Raw genomic sequence first — 18,377 nt, 5'->3', positions numbered from 1 at the left:
GCTATTGACCGTGACTCAATAAAGGCATATCGTTCCCTACATGAGTCTTCCAGTTACAGATACCTCAGCACCTGCCGCGGATACTCGCCACGTCGGCACACTGATCATCGGCAGTGGTTTCGCCGGTCTCGGTGCGGCGATCAAACTGGCACAGGCCGGCATCACCGACTACGTCGTTCTCGAGCGCGGCAACGACGTCGGCGGGACCTGGCGTGACAACAGCTACCCGGGCGCCGCGTGTGACGTGCCGTCGCATTTGTACTCGTACTCTTTTGCACTCAATCCGGAGTGGACGCGCTCCTTCTCCACTCAGCCCGAGATCTACAAGTACATCCAGTCGGTGGCCAACCGCCACAAGGTGCTCGACAAGCACATCTTCGACTGCGATGTTCTCTCCGCACGCTGGGACGAGGCGTCTGCTCGGTGGCACGTCAGCACCAACAAGGGCGAATTCGTCGCAAAGATCGTCGTCTCGGCCGTCGGCGCATTGTGTGAGCCTTCACTTCCGGACATCAAGGGCATCGACGGCTTCAAGGGCGAGATCTTCCACTCCTCGCGTTGGAACCACGACGCCGATCTGACCGGCAAGCGTGTGGCCGTCATCGGAACCGGCGCCTCGGCCATCCAGATCGTGCCGGCCATCGGCAAGAAGGTCTCGCATCTCGACGTGTACCAGCGCACGGCGCCGTGGATCCTGCCCCGCGCAGACCGCGAGTACACCAAGATCGAGCACCTCGCGTTCAAGTACCTCCCCGGCTTCCAGAAGTTGTGCCGCACCGGTATCTACTGGATGCGAGAGACGCAGGTCGTCGGCCTGGCCAAGGCGCCGGTCTTCATGAAGCCGTTGCAGTTCGCCGCCGAGCGTCACCTGAAGGCCCAGATCAAGGACAAGGATCTTCGCAAGAAGGTCATGCCCAACTTCCAGATCGGCTGCAAGCGCATGCTGATCTCGAACAACTACTTCCCCACCCTCGCCCAAGACAATGTCGACCTGGTGACCGAAGGCATCGAGGAGGTCACCGCCAACGGGATCGTCTCGAAGACCGGCACCACCCGTGAGATCGATGCCATCGTCGTGGCGACCGGATTCCACGTCACCGACTCCCCCACCTTCGCGGGAATCTTCGGCAAGGACGGACGCTCGCTCGCCGAGGTCTTCGAAGAGACCGGCATGCAGGGATACAAGGGCGCGGCAGTTGCCAACTTCCCCAACATGTTCTTCCTCGTCGGACCCAACACCGGCCTCGGACATTCGTCGATGGTCTTCATGATCGAGTCGCAGATCAACTACCTGGTCGACGCGATCGCCACCATCGACAAGTACGACATCGGCACCATCGAGGTGCGCAAGGACAAGCAGGACAAGTACAACAAGGACCTGCAGGCAGCTATGTCCAAGAGCGTGTGGAACAACGGCGGTTGCGCCAGCTGGTACATGGACAAGCACGGAAACAACACCACCCTGTGGCCTGGCTTCACCTTCCAGTTCCGCAACGCCACCAAGCATTTCGACCTCGCGGCATACCGCAGCGTCGCCACCTCGGATCTCGGCGCCGTCGGCACCGCGACCACTTCACAGATCGACCTCGACGACGAGAAGGCAGTAGCACAATGAGTGATTTTGCAGGCAAGGTCGTAGTCATCACCGGAGCGGGATCGGGCATCGGTCGCGCACTAGCACTGAACCTGGCCGGCCAGGGCGCCAAGTTGGCAATCTCCGACGTGGACACCATCGGGCTCGCCGAGACAACGCGTCTGGTGGAAGCCATCGGCGCCGAGGTGAAGTCGGACCATCTCGACGTCACCCAGCGCGAAGCGGTTCTCGAGTACGCCGACGCGGTTGTCGCCCATTTCGGCAAGGTCAACCAGATCTACAACAACGCCGGAATCGCCTACCACGGCACTTTCGAGAAGTCCGAATTCAAGGACTTCGAACGTGTCATGGACGTCGACTTCTGGGGAGTTGTCAACGGCACCAAGGCATTCCTCCCCCACGTCATCGCATCCGGCGACGGGCACATCGTGAACGTGTCGAGCCTCTTCGGTCTGCTGTCGATGCCGGGTCAGAGCGCATACAACTCGGCCAAGTTCGCCGTTCGCGGTTTCACCGAGTCGCTTCGCCAGGAAATGCTGATCGCCAAGCACCCGGTGAAGGTGACCTGTGTGCACCCGGGCGGAATCAAGACCGCCATCGCACGCAACGCCACCGCAGGCCCGGGTGAAGATCTTGCGGTCTTCTCCGAGTTCTTCGACCGCAAGCTCGCGCGCACCACACCGGAGGACGCCGCCAAGACGATCGTCAACGGTGTTCGCAAGAGCAAGCCGCGAGTTCTCATCGGGATGGACGCAATCGCACTCGACGCCTGGGTTCGCCTCGTAGGATCGGGCTACCAGCGCATCGTCGCGATCGTCGCCGGCCGAATGATGCCCAAGTCCAGCTGAGTTCGTTTCACAGCGCAGTTCGTTTCACAGCGCAGTTCGCATATAGAGTCAGGAGCCCTGCCGGTGAGCACGTTCACCCTTCCGCTGCCCGTGGTCGCATTCTTGTTGAAGCCGTACTTCCGTCTGGCTTTCAACTCGCGGCTGCCGTATCGGATTCAACGTCTGTTGCTCGAGGCCGGGGCACCGCTACAGCAGGTTCCAGCGGGCGCCGTCGTGCGCCCGCTGGAGCTGGCTTGCCGACCGGCAGAGAAGATCACCGTCGGCGCAACCGAGCGCCCCACCGCAGTTCTCTACCTGCATGGCGGGGCGTACACGCTGGGTTCGCTGTCCACACACCGTTCTCTCGCAGCTCATCTCGCCCGTGAGTCGTCCAGTGCGGTCTTCACCTTGGACTACCGTCTCGCGCCGGAGAATCCGTATCCCGCCGCTCTCGACGACGCGGTCTCAGCCTTCATGCAGTTGGTCACCGAGTTCGACTATTCGGAAGACCGCGTTGCCATTGCCGGCGATTCGGCCGGTGGCGGTTTGGCCGCGGCGACCGCTATTCGTCTGATCGAGCGTCACGGCGTGACCCCCGGCGCGCTTGCACTGATCTCACCGTGGGTCGATCCCGGCGATCGGGGTGCCACCAAAAAGGCCGACCTGGTGGTCAACACAGCGTGGTCCTTCGACGCCGCCGACGCCTACCTTGCCGGAGGCGACCGTACTGATCCCGGCTACGCACCGATGCACGGCAAGCTCGACGGGTTGCCACCCACCAGGATTCACGTCGGTTCCGAGGAAGTCCTCTACCCGCAGATCATGACGTTCACCGACAAGCTCGCCGCTGCCAGCGTCGATGTGTCCCTGGTCGAGTACGCAAGACTCTGGCACGTGGCTCACGCACAGGCGTCACTGGTGAAGGAAGCAGCAGACGCCGTTTCCGACCTCGGCCAGTTCATCGCATCGAAACTGATTCGTGCCAAGGATGATTCGAGTTCAGCAGTGGGATCAAGCGCTCACTGACGGGTGGCCCACTCCGTCTATGTCGCTGACGGGTGGCCCACTCCGTCCATGTCACTGACGGGTGTCCCACCAGGTGCGGGCGACTTCCGAGGCTGACGCCTTGCCGGTCCGCACCTGCTCGATCATTGCGGCGAGATCGGTGGTGGACAGTTCACCGGCAACGACGCTGAGCGCCTTGACAGCCGAATCTCCCAGTGCGCCCGCTCGAAAGAGCGGAACGACATTCTGCGCAGCCAGAACGTGATTCGAATCAGCGAGCACTGTGACGGCATCGGATTGTGCCAACGCCGACAGCGTCGTGGTTCCGAATACTTGTGCACCGGGTACGTCTGCCGGCGTTGCCTGATCGACACCGGCGAAGACACACTCGGCGCCCTCGGCCAACTGTTCCACTGCCCCGTCCTCGACGAATCTCGCGGAGACGAGCGGCCTCGCCGCGGCACACGAAGGAGCAAAGGCTTCTATCGTCTTCGCTCCCAACGACTGTGCGTATCCGGTGTCGAGTGCGAGGACCGCACGATCTTCGGCCATCGCATAGTCGGAGACCGAAAGACCCTCCGGCAGAGAGCGACTCAAGGCTTCGAAGACGTCGTCGGCCTTGCGGGCCGGGGATGACGGGTCGTAGTGATCGAGCAGCGCGCCGGTGAACTCGGGCACCAAAGTGACTCGCGCTGCGTCCAGAGCCTCGAGTGATTGGTTTCGGCCACCACCCACCGATTCGACGCGAGCCGACAGGCCGGAGGAGGAGAGCACCGTCGAATACACCTCGGCCAACACCGAACTCTCCACCGATGCGTCAGCAGCCACCACGATCTGGTCACGAGACTCCGCTTCGGCACCCTCTACCACCGAATCACCGTTTGCGCATCCGCTGAGAATCGGCAGGACCATCAGTGCTGCAACAACAGTCGAATACTTCGTGCGTGTGCTCTTCACCGAAATCCTCACATCCAATCCCATGGATCGAAAACCGTGCCATGTCGGTACCTATCGTTACACTTGTCGGGCGATGCGCGGTAACCAGTCCTGACGCAGCCACTCGGTGGCGGCGCCGTCGAAGTCACTCGGGTGGCTTCGCCACAAGGGAATGGTTTCCGACGCCCGAAACACGGGACGCCCGAAAAACCGGAAGGACGCTCATGCGCACCTCACGATTTCGTTCCAACCGTTGGCTCGTAGCCGCGGCAACCGTTGTCTCTCTGACTGCACTGACAGCGTGCGGTAGCAGCGACGGTGACTCCAACAGCGATCCCAACGCGATCGTCGTCGGCTCCGCCAACTTCACCGAATCCGAGACGATCGCCAACATCTACGCCGAAGCACTGCGTGTCAACGGGTTCGATGTGTCCACGTCGTTCAACGTCGGCAGCCGCGAGGCGTACATTCCGGCACTCAAGGACGGGTCCATCAGTGTCATTCCGGATTACACGGGAAATCTCCTGCAGTACTTGGATCCCGACAGCACGGCCACCAGCTCCGCTGACGTCCTCGCTGCTCTTCCCGCAGCTCTCGGGTCGGAATTGGCAATTGCGACGCCTGCATCCGCCGAGGACAAGGACGCCGTCGTCGTCACGAAGGAAACCGCTGACAAGTGGAACCTGAAGACGATCGCCGATCTGGCTCCGCATTCCGCCGAGGTCAAGTTCGGTGCTCCGGCCGAGTTCCAGGAACGTCCAGCCGGATTGCCCGGTTTGAAGTCCAATTACGGCCTCGACATCTCGGCAGCCAACTTCGTTCCGATCGCCGACGGCGGTGGACCGGCAACCGTGAAGGCTCTCTCCTCCGGTGACATCACCGCGGCAAACATCTTCACGACGTCGGCCTCCATCCCGGAGAACAACTTCGTGGTTCTCGAAGACCCGAAGAACAATTTCCCGGCTCAGAACGTGGTGCCGGTGCTGCGCGCGTCGAAGTCTTCCGACAAGTTGAAGACAGTCCTCGATGCGGTGTCCGCCAAGCTCACCACCGAAGAGTTGTTGGCACTCAACGTCCAGGTGTCCGGCGACACCAAGACGGAGCCGGCAGCGGCGGCCAAGGCGTGGGTGACGGCGCAGGGCCTCGACAAGCCGGTCTCGTAGTCACGTGATCACCTTCGAGGGCGTCACCAAGCAGTATCCGGACGGCACCACCGCCGTCGACCGTCTCGATCTCACCATCGAGGCCGAGTCGTTCACGGTGTTCGTGGGGCCGTCCGGGTGCGGCAAGACGACGTCGATGCGCATGATCAACCGGATGATCACACCGACGTCGGGCAAGATCTTCGTCGACGGTCGTGACATCGCCCAGACCGACGCGGTGAAGCTGCGTCTCGGCATCGGGTACGTCATCCAGAACGCCGGCCTGCTTCCGCACCGCACCGTGATCGACAACGTCGCAACGGTTCCGGTGCTGCGCGGTGAGTCCCGCCGCGCCGCCCGTAAAGCCGCGTTGGGTGTGCTCGAACGAGTCGGTCTGGACATCTCACTTGCCACCCGCTACCCCGGGCAACTCTCGGGTGGACAGCAACAGCGTGTGGGAGTTGCGCGTGCATTGGCGGCCGATCCGCCGATCCTGTTGATGGACGAGCCGTTCAGCGCCGTCGACCCGGTGGTGCGTGAGGATCTGCAGACCGAAATGCTCCGTCTGCAAAGCGAACTGAAGAAGACGATCGTCTTTGTCACCCACGACATCGACGAGGCAGTCAAACTCGGTGATCACATTGCCGTCTTCGGTCCCGGCGGGCGGCTTCAGCAGGTGGCGGCACCTCGCGACGTGTTGGCCGCTCCGGCAACGGATTTTGTCGCCGGATTCGTCGGACGCGATCGCGGCTATCGGGGATTGTCGTTCCGCGCTGCCGACGAGGTTCCGTTGCACCCTGTACGCACGGCCGTCGAGAACGAATTGAAGGCTCTACGTCTCGAATTGGGCGAATGGGTTCTCGTGGTCACGGACAACGGAACTCCGCAGGGATGGATCGACGTGACCGGCGTCGAAGGCCTGCGCTCGGGACGAACCCTTGCTCAGTCGACGTCTGCCGGTGGTTCGCTGTTCTCCCCCGGCGGCGACCTCCGCCAAGCACTCGATGCGGCAATCTCGTCGCCGTCCGGTATCGGCGTTGCCGTCGACGGCGAGGGCGCGGTCATCGGCGGGATCCTCGGTTCCGAAGTCGTTGCGAAATTGGCAGATCAGCGTCGACGCGAGGACGAGGAACGCAACCGCGTCGCCTTCACCGAGGGATTCGGGTCGTAGCGGCATGCGCTGGCTCATCGACAATTTCTCGACGGTCGTGGATTACTCGAAGACCCATCTGTATCTGGCACTGCTTCCTTTGCTGATCGGTCTCCTGATTGCCGTTCCGGTCGGAACAGCGATCCGCAACGTCAGATGGCTGCGCCGAATCACGTTGACCCTGGCGAGCATTGCGTTCACGATTCCGTCGCTCGCGCTGTTCGTCACCATCCCCCAGTTGTTCGGACTCAAGACCCTTGATCCTCTCAACGTCGTGATCGCACTCAGCGTGTATGCGACGGCACTGCTCATCCGGGCAGTACCCGAAGCACTCGACTCGGTGCCGGACAACGTCATCGACGCCTCCACCGCCGTCGGTTTCACACCACTACGACGCGCTCTGACGGTCGAGTTGCCATTGGCGCTGCCGGTGATGATCGCGAACATCAGAGTTATTGCCGTTACCAATATTTCGCTGGTGTCAGTCGGATCTCTGATCGGAATCGGCGGGCTTGGAGTCCTGTTCAAACAAGGCTACGACCGCGACTATCCCGACCAGATCGTTGCGGGCATCATCGCGATCGTCGTGCTGGCACTGGCGCTCGATCTGATCCTGTATCTGATCGGCCGATTCCTGACCCCGTGGACCAGAACGTCGACCTCGTCGAAGGTTCCCGCCGTCCTGTCAGCCGAGGGGGAACCCGTATGAGCATCTTCACCGGGGCCTGGGACTTCATCGTCGATCCCGGAAATTGGAGCGGCGACACCGGAATCGGCACCCGCATCCTCCAGCACCTCTGGTACAGCGTTCTGGCCGTGGCACTTTCGGCTGTGATCGCGGTGCCCATCGGATTACTCATCGGCCATCTGCGTCGCGGTGAGATCGTGGTCGTCAGTCTGGTCAACGCACTGCGGTCACTGCCCACTCTCGGCCTGCTGACCTTCCTCGTTCTTCTCATGGGTCTGGGAGTGATGCCGCCGATTCTCGCCCTCGTCATTCTTGGTATTCCCCCACTACTCGCCGGCACGTACGCCGGAATCGCCAGCGTCGACCGCGGCGTCGTCGAGGCCGCACGGGCGATGGGTATGACCGAACTCCAAGTGCTCTTCCGCGTCGAGATACCCAATGCGCTGCCATTGATTCTCGGCGGACTGCGTAACGCAACACTGCAGGTGATTGCCACGGCAACGGTCGCCGCCTACGTCAACCTCGGCGGCCTCGGCCGGTACATCTTCGACGGTCTCGCACTCTACAAGTACGACCGAGTCGTCGTCGGCGCAATCCTGGTCGCGGTTGTGGCTCTCGTCGTGGACGGCTTACTGGCGCTGGTGGTCTGGGCATCGGTTCCCGGGACCGGCAGGCTGCGCCGAACACCCGACCTCACTCGTCTGTAGCTCTCGGTACACACGAAAAAGCCCCGATCGGAACCTTGTGTGCGGGTTCCGATCGGGGCTTTCGTAGTCCCTCTTAGCTGGTCACGCCCTCAGCATGCGCTGCGGCCGCGACGGCTTCCGCTACTGCGGGTGCCACGCGAGGGTCGAGTGGGCTGGGGACGATTTTGTCCGCCGCCAACTCGTCGCCGACCACCGACAGGATTGCCTCGGCGGCAGCGAGCTTCATACCTTCGGTGATGCGACGGGCGCCGGCGTCGAGCGCGCCCTTGAAGACACCGGGGAAGGCAAGAACGTTGTTGATCTGGTTCGGGAAATCACTACGGCCCGTCGCCACGATCGCCGCGTACTTCGACGCGGTTTCGGGGTGAATCTCCGGGTCCGGGTTGGAGAGTGCGAACACGATCGACTCGGGAGCCATCGAAGCGATGAGCTCCTCGGGGATCTTGCCCGCCGAGACACCGAGGAACACGTCAGCACCTTCGAGAGCCTCGATGGCACCACCATGCAGGTCACGGGGATTGGTGCGGGCCGCGAGTTCTGCCTTCACGTCGTTGAGGTCGCTGCGCTCACCCGAGATGATGCCCTTCGAGTCCAGCACGATGACGTCGCTGATTCCGGCGGCAAGCAGGATGTTCGCGCAGGCAACACCCGCAGCGCCGGCGCCGGAGATGACGACCTTGAGTGTGGTGATGTCGCGGCTCTGGACCTTCACGGCGCCCTTGAGTGCCGCGAGGACCACGATGGCGGTTCCGTGCTGATCGTCGTGCATGACGGGGCAGTCGAGAGCTTCGATAACGCGCTTCTCGATCTCGAAGCAACGCGGCGCCGAGATGTCCTCGAGGTTGACCGCGCCGAAGCTCGGACGCAGTCGGATGAGTGTCTCGACGATCTCGTCGGGATCCTTGGTGTCGAGAACCAGCGGAATGGAGTTCAGTCCGGCAAAGTTCTTGAACAGCGCCGACTTGCCCTCCATGACGGGCAGCGACGCGCGAGGGCCGATGTCGCCGAGTCCGAGAACCGCGGTGCCGTCGCTGACCACGACGACGAGTCGGTTGGTCCACGTGTATCGATCGGCAAGGGTTTCGTCTGCAGCGATGGCGCGGCTCACCTGAGCAACACCCGGCGTGTAGGCGATCGAGAGGGCCCGCTGCGTATCGAGCGGTGCTGTGGTCTCGACCGAGAGCTTGCCACCGACGTGAGCGGCAAAGATTTCTTCGTCGGTCAACTCGACCTTGGGTACGTTGATGGCTTCAGTCACGAGGGACACGATGACACTCCTGATTAGTCCAGCCTCAAGCGGGGCTGGGTTACTGGGAAGTAATCCTTCGGACCGGTGCGAAACTACGTTCACAACGGTCAGAGATCATTTCTTCCGCGAACGACTACTGAGAAGAAGAGCATTCGGCGTGCGCGAGAAAGTGGGCCGCAATACATCCGAAGCGTCATGGTGTGGGGCGGGTGAGCCCTGGCGTACCCATGCAATCTAGGTTTCGGGAGAAATTCTGACGAAACCTGCACTTCGGGGCCGGGCTGTGGCGCCGCCTCGAAGTAACTCCAGTTTGCCACCAGAGTCGGATCACAATCAAATCCTCCAAGCGGTCGGATTCCTCACCACACTCGAAACCGAACCGTCATCCCCACCGTGTCATCCCCACCGTGTCATCCCCACCCAGTCATCCCCACCACTGCGTCACCAATAACAGCCCCGCCACCACGAGCACGACCACCGATCCGGCAACCGCCGCGATACCCCGCCTGCGGTCGCACCAGATCTGCGCGGCGAGAGCAACCACCGAGGCCGCAATGTGCGCGGTGATCGACGTTGTTCCCGGACCCGGGAATCCGCGGTTGCCGCCCAGATATGCCGAACCGATGATCACGAGTGTCAAGACCACGATTCCGGCCGCCACGGTGCCACTCAGGGCGCGTAGAGCGCGGACCAGCAGCCATTGTCGTTTGTCGGCGGGATAGTCGTAATCGTCTTCGTACTGATAGTCCTGATATTCCTGGTACTGGTAGTCGTCCTCGTACCTGTCGTTCCGGTCGTACCTGTCGTCGTATGTCATCTCTTACGCTCCCGCGACGAATCCGCGGACTGATTCCGCAATGAGTTGAACCGCGATGGCGGCGAGCAGAAGACCGGCGATGCGTGCCAGCAGACTGATGCCACCCTCGCCCAGTATCCGGATCAGTGCGGTCGAGAAGCGCAGGACCACGAACAGCACGAGGTGGATGGACAGAATCGCCAACGCGATCGCCAGATACGACGCCGCTTCACCGTCGGCCTGGGCGACAAAGACGATGACGGCTGCAATCGCACCGGGACCGGCCATCATCGGCGTTCCCAGAGGAACGAGTGCGACGTTTACGTCGTCGGCTCCCTGCGGACGGTTGGAGGCCTTGCCGGTCAGCAGTTCGAGTGCGATGAGAAGCAGCAGCAATCCGCCGGCGCCCTGCAACGCCGGAATGCCGATGTGGAGGTAGTTGAGGATCGCCTGACCGCCGATGGCAAAGACCGAGATGACCGCAAGGGAGACGGCGGGGGCCTGCCATGCCGCTCGGTTGCGATCTTCACGGCTTTTGCGGCCGACCAGTGACAAGAACACCGGGATGACTCCGGGCGGGTCCATGATCACGAACAGCGTGATGAACACGGTGAGGTAGAGCGTGGTGTCGAGCATCAGCGCCCAAGTACCTCCACGCCGGTGGCAGCCGAGACGAGTTTGTCGAACTCGGCCTCGTCCGTGAGCTCGTCGCCGAGTCCGATCGTCTTGTTCTCGCCGTGGTAGTCCGAGGATCCGGTGACTGCCAAACCCAGGTCGACAGCCAGGCGGCGCAGGACGTCACGATCGTCGCTGCGATGGTCTGGGTGATCGACTTCGAGACCCCCGAGACCCAGCTCGGCCAGATCGCGGATGTGGTCGAGCGCAAGCAATCCGCCGCGCGAACGGGCCCGTCCATGCGCAAGGACAGTTACTCCCCCGGCCGCTGCCACCAGTTCGACGGCGTACTCGAGCGGAGTGTCGTACTTGGGAACGTCGTATCGCCCTCGACTGGACAACAGGTCGGAGAAAGCCTCACTGATGCTCGACACCACTCCCGCTCGCATCAAGGCCGCTGCGACGTGCGGGCGTCCGACGGACGGACCGGCGTCGGCGAGGATCTGATCGGGATCGACGGGCAGACCGTCACGCGCCATCATGGTCGTCATCACCCGGATACGTTCGACGCGTTCGGCGCGCAGTCGCTCACGTTCTTTTGCGAATTCGGGGTGCGTCGGATCGAACAGGTACGCAAGCAGATGTACAGCGACCGGCCAACCACGCTCACCTCGACCTTCGCACGACATCTCCATCCCACGAACCAGGCTGACGCCGGCCGGCAAGGCCTGCGCCGCCTCGGCCCAGCCCGAAGTCGTGTCGTGATCGGTGATGGCGACGACGTCGAGTCCGGCGTCGGCTGCGGCGCGCATGAGGGCAGCCGGGGTGTCGGTGCCGTCCGATGCGTTGGAGTGGGTGTGAAGATCTATTCGCACTGTTCCAGTGTGTCAGCAATCGGCAACTTCATCGCGCTCCGGTGGGCGAGCCGGAAGCTGACGTACGATTACGCCGCAGCGGCAGCGCAATTCGATCAGGTGTCGCTGTAGTGCCGTTCCCCTGCCGTTCCACTGCATTACAGACCGAGAAGGAGCGAGCGTGCCAACCATGCCGTCACTGCCGAATTGGTCGAACGGCAAATCGACGCAAGCCGATGCGCCCAAGATCCCCGTTCCGGCTGCCCGCGCGATCGTCGACTGCGCGGTCTACGTGGATGGCGTGCGGTTGCCGGGCAAGTACACGCACCGCGCCGCGTTGGCCGAGGTTCGTAGTCGCGACAACGCGTTCGTCTGGGTGGGCATGCACGCTCCCGACGAAGGTCAGATGCAAGATGTCGCAGCAACTTTCGGACTCCACGAGCTGATGGTCGAGGATGCCGTCCATGCACACGAGCGCCCGAAACTCGAACGCTACGACGACGTCATGTTCCTGGTGCTGCGCACGGTCGTCTACGTACCGCACGAGTCCGTCGCGACGGCGAGCGAGATCGTCGAAACCGGCGAGATCATGGTGTTCGTCGGCCCCGACTTCGTGGTGACCGTCCGGCACGGGGATCACTCCGAACTGGCAAGCGTGCGCAAGTCACTCGAGCAGAACCCCGAGCGCCTCACCATGGGCCCGTTCGCGGTGTTGCACGCGATCACCGACCACGTCGTCGACAGCTATCTCTCCGTCATCCAACTCGTCGAACAGGACGTCGACAGCATGGAAGAGTTGGTGTTCAACCCGCGGAACACCGTTGCCGTCGAGCACATCTACCTGCTCAAACGTGAAATCGTCGAACTACGACGCTCGGTCACTCCACTCGGATTGCCACTGCTCCAGCTGACCCAGCCCGCGGGCGGCCTCGTCCCGAAGGAGATCCGGCGATACTTCCGTGACGTACGAGATCACCACACGATCGTGGCCGAACGTATCTCGGAATACGACGAGGTGTTGAGTTCGCTGGTCGACGCCGCACTCGCGAAGATCGCGGTGCAGCAAAACACCGACATGCGCAAGATCTCCGCGTGGGTCGCTATCGCCGCCGTGCCGACCGGCGTTGCCGGTATCTACGGGATGAACTTCGAGAACATGCCGGAACTCGGTTACAAGTACGGCTATCAGTCCATCCTGTTCCTCATCGCGTCGGTGTGTGTCGGCTTGTTCTTTCTCTTCCGTCGCAACAACTGGCTGTGAACCTCGCACGCTGACTCCCTGTACTTGCCACCGTCGCAGGCGGACAATGGATATGGGTACGCATTTTCATTCCGTTCCCGAAATCCATTTTGCGACAAGCAAATTCAGATCCAAAGAGAAGTGGAGGAGCAACCATGCCTACAGTCGAGCAATCCGTGGAGATCGCGTTGCCACCCAAGGACGTCTGGGAGTACATCGCCGTCGCCGAGAACTGGCCCAACTGGGAGAATTCGATGGTCGAGTGCAAACAGATCACCGACGGCCCGATGGGCGTGGGAAGCCGCTGGCACGGTGTCTCGCGAATCCTGGGCAAGCGTCTCGAGTGGACATCCGAATTCACCGAGTACGACCCACCGAGATCGTCGAAATCGACGTCCGTCGAAAGTCCGGTCAGCTTCTCGCAGACCACGACCTGCGAAGAAGTCGGTGACGGCACTCGGGTCACCTACCGACTCGACAGCGAAAGCGGCCTGGGAGGAGTATTCGGCAAGATGGCCGACCCGATCGTCACGAAAGCATTTTCACGGACGGTTCGGGTAAGTCTCGAGAACTTGGCGGACATCCTCGTGCACGCCGAATGATCTGACGGACAAAGCGCCAGCGCAGCTAGAGCGAGGCAGCGGAACGGTGCGGATCGCGGATGTCGATCCCCGCCTCGGTCCACGCTTCCCTCAGTGCCTCCGCGCCGCGCAGACGCACCCAGGCGGCTTCGGTACCGGTCAGGGGGACCACACCAAGGAAGCGCACCGGGTCGAACGGCTCCGGCAGCGTCAGGTCTTCGATCCCGCTGTCACCGAGAAGCACCGCCGTGAACGCAGTGTCCTTCCACAGCGGCTCGCCCAGGTCCAACAGTGCGTCCTCGAGCAGCACGACGCCTTCGACGGACGGCGCCGCGGCCAGCACCGCGAGCGTCCTGGCCACACCTGACGCCACACCGGTGCCACCGCGCAGCGTGAGTACCAACTCGGCGCGGGGTCCGCGTGTGGGGTCTGCGACCAGTTCGTTGGGGTCGCCCATCGGATGACGCGAGCACCCCAGTGTGACGTAGCGGACCAGGCCGTCGGGTGATTCGAAACGCAGCACGTCCAGCGGTTCGACACCGAGGAACGTCACCGAGGCCGCGGTGGGGTCCGGCCCCTCGATGCTGCTGACGAGATGGGCCCGGACGGAAGATACGACGCTGTCTGACACTCGTCCATCTAAACACCGTGCCCGCGAGGTTCGCAGCGCAGATACCTCGCGGTGGCGGTAGCGTCGTCGAAATGGTCTCCGTTCTCGCTGTCAGCGACGAGACCGTCGAATTCCTGTGGAGCAGTCAGGTTCGTTCACTCGGAGTCGACGTGATCCTGGGCGCGGGCGATCTGCCGTTTGCGTATCTGGAGTACCTGTCTGACCAACTGAATGCGCCTTGCGTGTTCGTTCCCGGAAACCACGACGCCGATCTGTCCGGATATTCGAACAAGAGATCGGGTTGGACGCGGGCCGGGATGCCGGCGCAGTGGCCGGGGCCTACCGGCGCAGTCAACGCCGACGGACGCATCGTGACCGTCGCCGGTCTGCGGATCGCGGGCCTCGGTGGTTCCATCCGATACAACACGGGTCCCAATCAATGGTCCGAGCGCCAGCAGAGCCGACGCGCTCGCTCGCTCGCCTGGCGAAACGCCTGGCAATCGCGGCTTCCCGGCGGCCGGGCGGGCGTGGATGTGCTGCTCACCCACAGTCCCGCCCGCGGTGTCGGCGACGCCGAGGATCGGCCACATCGAGGGTTCGAATGCTTCACGCATTTGATTCACAACCTCGATCCGACGGTGATGGTCCACGGACACATCCACCCGCACGGGCGAACCCCTCTCGATCTGGAGGTAGGCCGGACTATCGTGCTCAATACCGTCGGCTTCACGCTGATGGAGATTTCCCCAGGTACTCCGCCGACGATCGTGAGGCGCCGACATGGCTCGTGACACCGGATTTCCCACAGCCGACGCGGAGAACGACTTCGCTCGTCAGCGTCGACGTGCCGACGTGGCACGTCTGGTCAGTTGGCTACGACGCGAACCCGACGACGTCAACGCGATCCTGCCGTTCGACGAGGTTGTCGCAGCTCTGGGCAAGGTCGGCGAGAAGTCTCTGGGGCTGCAGGTCGTCACCATCGAATCGATCGTCGGAAGTGTCGACCGCACAGGTGATTTCGACAGGTACTTCCGTCCGACGTCCACTCACTCGCGCGCTCGTTGGGAGCGACTTGCGGTGGCGCAACGACGCGGCGAATCGGTACCACCTGTTCAGTTGTATCGCGTCGGCTCCATGCATTTCGTGATCGACGGGCACCACCGAGTGTCCATTGCGTGTGCGATGCACCAGAAGACAATCGACGCGTACGTCACCGAGATCATCACGCGTATCTCGCCGGAAGGCATCACTCAGCGCGCTGATCTGCTCATCAAGGATCATCGTCGACTCTTCCTCACCCGCGTTCCGCTGCAGGGTTCACAACGCGAAGCCGTCCAGGTCACCGACCCGTGGGAGTACGCCGAACTCAGTGAGTGTGTGGAGGCGTGGGGTTTTCGGCTCATGCAGGAGAAGGGTGAGTTCCTCGGCCGAGACACCGTCGCCCGCCGCTGGTTCGGCGAGGAGTTTCTGCCCGTCGTGCGAATGCTGCGGGGTGCTGACATGTTGCCCGAGCACACCGACGCCGAGGCCTACTTGTGGATCGCCCGGGAGCGGTACCGACTGGTGCGGCGTCACATGTGGAACGACGAGATCGTGGCCGAACTACGCGATCGAGCACCGCGAAAGCACAAGCCCGCTACGTAGCGACAGCGAACCGCACCTCTCGGTTCGGGATCTTCGGGTGCATGAATTTCAGCAACGCACGCGCTTCCTTCTCGATGGATGCGAGCGCCGTCTTCGGTTGCTGCGCAAACAGAGTCGCGCCCAATTCGACCGTCTCCTTGTCCGGCGTCACCGTCGCGAATCCCACCACCTTTCCGCGCACCAGGATGGCGGGCTTGACGATGCCGTTGACGGTGAAGACGCGAGTTCGGTACTGCTCGTCCATGATTCGCGAGCGGTCGGCGTGCGAGAGCAGGATGTTGTCGAACGGAGCAAGGATTCTGACCGGCGGTGTTCCGGAGGTCGGTCGTGGCGCGTCCGGCAGGTCGAACACCTCGGCCCCTTTCGCGTTGACAAAGGTGATCAAGCCGGGACGTAGCCTCTCGAAGACTTCGGCGAGTCTCGTGAGCCCTGACCACGCTTGCGCATCTTTCACACTGGCGGGCCCGAAGGCCGCCAGATAACGAAGCACCATCGCATCCGGATCCGGCGATGAACTCACTTCCGTGCCAAGCCAATTCTCCAAGGTCGTCAGTGCCGGTACTCCGGATCGTCCCCACAGGCCTCGCGGTGGGACCTGCACCATCGGCAGAAGTCCTCGAACTCCGTGCGCCAGTCCCTCGGCCGCGTGACCGGGAAAGCGCTCTGCCAGTATCGGTCTCATCTGCATCTGGGTGAGCGGCCCGTCCGCTACGAGGTCCCGTCCCGCCCGCGCCAGAGCGTCGAGATCCAACCCGGTGAGCGCCGCACGCTGTGTGCTGTTGGTGTGGAGATCGCGTTCCATGATCGTCTGAACCGTGGCCCGGAAGGGGCCCGCATCCGCGGCCGAGAGAGCAAAAACCGTGCCCCGCATGGCAACCAGCCGCACCACCTGGCGCTTCTCGACAAGGGTGGAGAGGTCTTCTGCTGCAAAGTTCTTCAGCCGCGCCCACAGTGCCAGATAGGGAGGCGTCGGCGCCTGGGCCTGCAGACCTGCCAGGTGCTCGATCGCATCCAACGCACTGACCTCGGCCCTCCGCAGCATGAACTGCCGCGCCAGAGTCGCCAGGTTGAGCTCGCGATCGGTGATCAGTGCAGCCATCGACAACTCCTCAACGATCGTGGTCAGTGGCGGTGACGATCTCGAACGGTATCTCCACTCGCGCGAGGGTTCCGGACTCTTCACCCGGTCCGACCGAGAACGAGCCACCCGCGGCAACCACACGCAGTTCGTGCGAGAGCAGTCCGATGTGCCCGGCGGCCCGTCGTTCGGCAATCCGATCGGCGCTGATCCCCCGGCCGTCGTCCGAGACCACGAGCACCGCACGGTGGTCCAGTCGTGCAAGCTCGATCCGGACGTTCTGCGCGCCGGCATGTTTGACGACGTTGCCCAGAAGCTCTCGGGTGGCGCCGAACAAGACCTCGTCGGCAGACGTGCGTAGATCGTCGTTCCAGCCCGAAGTGTCGACGTCGACCACCACTCCGCCGCGTCCCTGCGCCGAGCGCGCGAGGTCCCCGATCGCGCGGGCAAGACCCACGTGAACAAGGACAGTGGGATGCAACTCCGAGACGGAGGATCTCAACAGCGTTGTCGCTTCACCGAGCGCTTTCGCGGCTCGCGCCAGGGCGACAGGCTCCGCGCTGTCTGCCAATTCGTCGAGATCCATCCGCGCCGCGAGGACGTACTGCAGCGCCCCGTCGTGTAATTGCTCCGACAGTTCCGTGCGCTCACGCTGCTCGAGCCCCATGAGCTCGGCAAGAAGGCTCGTGCGATGCCCGACGAGTTGTCCGATGGTCAACACGCGTGATCTTTGAATCCGAGTCAATCCGATTGCGCCCGCGCCCACTCCGGCCAAGGCCATGGTGCTCAGCAGGATCGACGGCCACGGCTCGGAGTTCGAAGTCATCGTTGCCCAACTGGAAACGAAGAACACCCCGATCGTGCAGGCAACGACGCCGACACACACGTCCGTCCGCAGTTGCGTACACGCAAGAACCGGAATGACGAAGAGCCCGTTGCTCAAGATGTCGGCGGTCCAACTCTGCTCGGCTGCGAGACCGGTCAGCAATGTCAGAGTTGCGAGCACGGCGAGGTCGACGAACAAGCCGAGCCAGATCATCGTCACCGGGCCGGTGCCGCCCTTGCGGATCCACAGCGCCACGGCTGCCGACCAGAGGGCATAGGCGCCCAGAATCGCGAAACACCATCCCGCGTCGTTCATCGGCGGGACGAAGATCAGTGTCAGGGCGATGAACAGCACCAGAGCGCCGCGCACCGTCAGTTGGAGGTACGCACCGCGGTAGGCGTGTTCGCGCAAGATCCGCTCGAGGTCCGGGCCGCCGGGCAGGTGCTCGGTTCGTACCGAGGATTCGTTCATCTGTCCTCCTGTGCCGCCCATCCCAGTTCCCTGTGAATGAGCTTCGCACACGAGATTTCACAATCAACCCGCAATACCGTGAATGGCACAGCATTCACCGAACCTCGAAACCACGCAGGAGTGCTCATGATCTCGACCCGAGCAAGCAAGCGCCGCATCGCCACTCGATTTGCCGTCGCCGGCGCCCTGGCAGCGGCGCCGATCGCCGTGGTGGCCGGGACAGCGCAAGCCGCCCCGGCCTCCACCCATCACGAACAATTCGGCCGCCTGGTCCCCCTACCCGAACCGGCCGACGCAGCGCCCGGCCCCGAACAGGTACCGCTGCCCTGGGCCGCGACGTATTCGGTCACCTTGCCCGGGTAGA

General features: G+C 62.8%; 20 protein-coding genes. 12 read left to right on the top strand and 8 right to left on the bottom strand.

The genetic code is table 11. The features are described from left to right. Positions 1–40: 40 nt before the first annotated feature. The 3 genes from QM609_RS21235 (at position 41) to QM609_RS21225 (ending at position 3,447) form a co-directional block, all read left to right on the top strand. Positions 41–1,615 (top strand): flavin-containing monooxygenase, encoded by a 1,575-nt coding sequence (locus QM609_RS21235; protein WP_003945071.1) that lies wholly within the window; start codon positions 41–43, stop codon positions 1,613–1,615. Beyond that, the gene (locus QM609_RS21230) at positions 1,612–2,442 is read left to right on the top strand and encodes an SDR family NAD(P)-dependent oxidoreductase (protein WP_007736128.1); all 831 of its coding nucleotides are present in this window, start codon (positions 1,612–1,614) and stop codon (positions 2,440–2,442) included. The genes QM609_RS21235 and QM609_RS21230 overlap by 4 nt, the downstream gene beginning before the upstream one ends. Positions 2,443–2,505: 63 nt before the next feature. Further along, positions 2,506–3,447 (top strand): alpha/beta hydrolase fold domain-containing protein, encoded by a 942-nt coding sequence (locus QM609_RS21225; protein WP_050656196.1) that lies wholly within the window; start codon positions 2,506–2,508, stop codon positions 3,445–3,447. Between the two features lie 51 nt (positions 3,448–3,498). On the opposite strand, the gene QM609_RS21220 is transcribed toward QM609_RS21225, so the two are convergent. Continuing rightward, positions 3,499–4,383: an ABC transporter substrate-binding protein gene (locus tag QM609_RS21220; protein WP_030536932.1), complete on the bottom strand. Its 885-nt coding sequence runs from the start codon at positions 4,381–4,383 to the stop codon at positions 3,499–3,501. Between the two features lie 203 nt (positions 4,384–4,586). Here QM609_RS21220 and QM609_RS21215 point away from each other — a divergent pair, with 203 nt between their 5' ends. Genes QM609_RS21215 through QM609_RS21200 form a run of 4 tightly spaced genes read left to right on the top strand, consistent with a single transcriptional unit; the run spans position 4,587 to position 8,049 of the window. Beyond that, complete coding sequence (locus QM609_RS21215) at positions 4,587–5,525, top strand: ABC transporter substrate-binding protein (RefSeq protein ID WP_003945094.1); 939 nt, start codon at positions 4,587–4,589, stop codon at positions 5,523–5,525. Between the two features lie 4 nt (positions 5,526–5,529). Next, complete coding sequence (locus tag QM609_RS21210; protein ID WP_003945084.1) at positions 5,530–6,675, top strand: ABC transporter ATP-binding protein; 1,146 nt, start codon at positions 5,530–5,532, stop codon at positions 6,673–6,675. A gap of 4 nt (positions 6,676–6,679) precedes the next feature. After that, a complete protein-coding gene (locus tag QM609_RS21205) occupies positions 6,680–7,363 on the top strand; it encodes an ABC transporter permease (protein WP_007736121.1) in 684 nt (227 codons plus the stop codon). Continuing rightward, complete coding sequence (locus QM609_RS21200) at positions 7,360–8,049, top strand: ABC transporter permease (RefSeq protein ID WP_003945081.1); 690 nt, start codon at positions 7,360–7,362, stop codon at positions 8,047–8,049. Before QM609_RS21205 ends, QM609_RS21200 begins: the two co-directional genes overlap by 4 nt. 73 nt (positions 8,050–8,122) lie before the next feature. Here the strand turns inward: QM609_RS21200 and QM609_RS21195 are convergent, their stop codons facing one another. From QM609_RS21195 to QM609_RS21180, 4 genes are all read right to left on the bottom strand, one after another. Next, entirely contained in the window at positions 8,123–9,316 is a 1,194-nt protein-coding gene (locus tag QM609_RS21195; protein ID WP_003945072.1) for an NAD(P)-dependent malic enzyme, read from the bottom strand. Positions 9,317–9,722: 406 nt separating this feature from the next. Then, positions 9,723–10,115 (bottom strand): hypothetical protein, encoded by a 393-nt coding sequence (locus tag QM609_RS21190; RefSeq protein ID WP_007736120.1) that lies wholly within the window; start codon positions 10,113–10,115, stop codon positions 9,723–9,725. 3 nt (positions 10,116–10,118) lie between these two features. Next, a complete protein-coding gene (locus QM609_RS21185; protein ID WP_164490628.1) occupies positions 10,119–10,733 on the bottom strand; it encodes a MarC family protein in 615 nt (204 codons plus the stop codon). Then, positions 10,730–11,584 (bottom strand): PHP domain-containing protein, encoded by an 855-nt coding sequence (locus QM609_RS21180; RefSeq protein WP_007736119.1) that lies wholly within the window; start codon positions 11,582–11,584, stop codon positions 10,730–10,732. The genes QM609_RS21185 and QM609_RS21180 overlap by 4 nt, the downstream gene beginning before the upstream one ends. Before the next feature lie 169 nt (positions 11,585–11,753). Between QM609_RS21180 and QM609_RS21175 the strand changes: the two genes are divergently transcribed. Continuing rightward, on the top strand, positions 11,754–12,824 hold the full coding sequence (locus QM609_RS21175; protein WP_007736118.1) for a magnesium and cobalt transport protein CorA: 1,071 nt from the start codon (positions 11,754–11,756) through the stop codon (positions 12,822–12,824). 134 nt (positions 12,825–12,958) lie between these two features. After that, entirely contained in the window at positions 12,959–13,405 is a 447-nt protein-coding gene (locus tag QM609_RS21170; protein ID WP_007736117.1) for an SRPBCC family protein, read from the top strand. Positions 13,406–13,430: 25 nt separating this feature from the next. On the opposite strand, the gene QM609_RS21165 is transcribed toward QM609_RS21170, so the two are convergent. Continuing rightward, positions 13,431–14,015 (bottom strand): suppressor of fused domain protein, encoded by a 585-nt coding sequence (locus QM609_RS21165; RefSeq protein WP_007736116.1) that lies wholly within the window; start codon positions 14,013–14,015, stop codon positions 13,431–13,433. A 71-nt stretch (positions 14,016–14,086) separates the two neighbouring features. Between QM609_RS21165 and QM609_RS21160 the strand changes: the two genes are divergently transcribed. Both QM609_RS21160 and QM609_RS21155 read left to right on the top strand, forming a co-directional pair. Then, complete coding sequence (locus QM609_RS21160; RefSeq protein WP_050656197.1) at positions 14,087–14,785, top strand: metallophosphoesterase family protein; 699 nt, start codon at positions 14,087–14,089, stop codon at positions 14,783–14,785. Then, positions 14,775–15,638 (top strand): hypothetical protein, encoded by an 864-nt coding sequence (locus tag QM609_RS21155; RefSeq protein ID WP_003945080.1) that lies wholly within the window; start codon positions 14,775–14,777, stop codon positions 15,636–15,638. Before QM609_RS21160 ends, QM609_RS21155 begins: the two co-directional genes overlap by 11 nt. Here the strand turns inward: QM609_RS21155 and QM609_RS21150 are convergent. Both QM609_RS21150 and QM609_RS21145 read right to left on the bottom strand, forming a co-directional pair. Continuing rightward, positions 15,631–16,737, bottom strand: a complete 1,107-nt coding sequence (locus tag QM609_RS21150) for a winged helix DNA-binding domain-containing protein (protein ID WP_050656198.1) — start codon at positions 16,735–16,737, stop codon at positions 15,631–15,633. The two genes, QM609_RS21155 and QM609_RS21150, sit on opposite strands and share 8 nt — an antisense overlap. Before the next feature lie 10 nt (positions 16,738–16,747). Beyond that, positions 16,748–18,013 carry a sensor histidine kinase gene (locus QM609_RS21145; RefSeq protein ID WP_050656204.1) on the bottom strand — a complete coding sequence of 422 codons (1,266 nt, stop codon included), beginning with the start codon at positions 18,011–18,013 and terminating at the stop codon, positions 16,748–16,750. 126 nt (positions 18,014–18,139) lie between these two features. Here QM609_RS21145 and QM609_RS21140 point away from each other — a divergent pair, with 126 nt between their 5' ends. Beyond that, positions 18,140–18,376 (top strand): hypothetical protein, encoded by a 237-nt coding sequence (locus tag QM609_RS21140; RefSeq protein WP_218959858.1) that lies wholly within the window; start codon positions 18,140–18,142, stop codon positions 18,374–18,376. Position 18,377 lies beyond the last annotated feature (1 nt).

Source organism: Rhodococcus sp. IEGM 1302, assembly GCF_030056935.1.
In the GTDB taxonomy this organism is placed as follows: domain Bacteria; phylum Actinomycetota; class Actinomycetes; order Mycobacteriales; family Mycobacteriaceae; genus Rhodococcus_F; species Rhodococcus_F qingshengii.
Note: the sequence above shows the minus strand (reverse complement) of the source record. Positions and strands in the feature narration are given on the sequence as shown.

What these genes read in the sequence shown, in the direction of transcription:
- QM609_RS21235 (WP_003945071.1), top strand. Translation starts at nt 41, where the DNA reads ATGAGTCTTCCAGTTACAGATACCTCAGCACCTGCCGCGGATACTCGC.
- QM609_RS21230 (WP_007736128.1), top strand. Translation starts at nt 1,612, where the DNA reads ATGAGTGATTTTGCAGGCAAGGTCGTAGTCATCACCGGAGCGGGATCG.
- QM609_RS21215 (WP_003945094.1), top strand. Translation starts at nt 4,587, where the DNA reads ATGCGCACCTCACGATTTCGTTCCAACCGTTGGCTCGTAGCCGCGGCA.
- QM609_RS21205 (WP_007736121.1), top strand. Translation starts at nt 6,680, where the DNA reads ATGCGCTGGCTCATCGACAATTTCTCGACGGTCGTGGATTACTCGAAG.
- QM609_RS21200 (WP_003945081.1), top strand. Translation starts at nt 7,360, where the DNA reads ATGAGCATCTTCACCGGGGCCTGGGACTTCATCGTCGATCCCGGAAAT.
- QM609_RS21190 (WP_007736120.1), bottom strand. Translation starts at nt 10,115, where the DNA reads ATGACATACGACGACAGGTACGACCGGAACGACAGGTACGAGGACGAC.
- QM609_RS21175 (WP_007736118.1), top strand. Translation starts at nt 11,754, where the DNA reads ATGCCGTCACTGCCGAATTGGTCGAACGGCAAATCGACGCAAGCCGAT.
- QM609_RS21170 (WP_007736117.1), top strand. Translation starts at nt 12,959, where the DNA reads ATGCCTACAGTCGAGCAATCCGTGGAGATCGCGTTGCCACCCAAGGAC.
- QM609_RS21160 (WP_050656197.1), top strand. Translation starts at nt 14,087, where the DNA reads ATGGTCTCCGTTCTCGCTGTCAGCGACGAGACCGTCGAATTCCTGTGG.
- QM609_RS21155 (WP_003945080.1), top strand. Translation starts at nt 14,775, where the DNA reads ATGGCTCGTGACACCGGATTTCCCACAGCCGACGCGGAGAACGACTTC.
- QM609_RS21150 (WP_050656198.1), bottom strand. Translation starts at nt 16,737, where the DNA reads ATGGCTGCACTGATCACCGATCGCGAGCTCAACCTGGCGACTCTGGCG.
- QM609_RS21145 (WP_050656204.1), bottom strand. Translation starts at nt 18,013, where the DNA reads ATGAACGAATCCTCGGTACGAACCGAGCACCTGCCCGGCGGCCCGGAC.
- QM609_RS21140 (WP_218959858.1), top strand. Translation starts at nt 18,140, where the DNA reads ATGATCTCGACCCGAGCAAGCAAGCGCCGCATCGCCACTCGATTTGCC.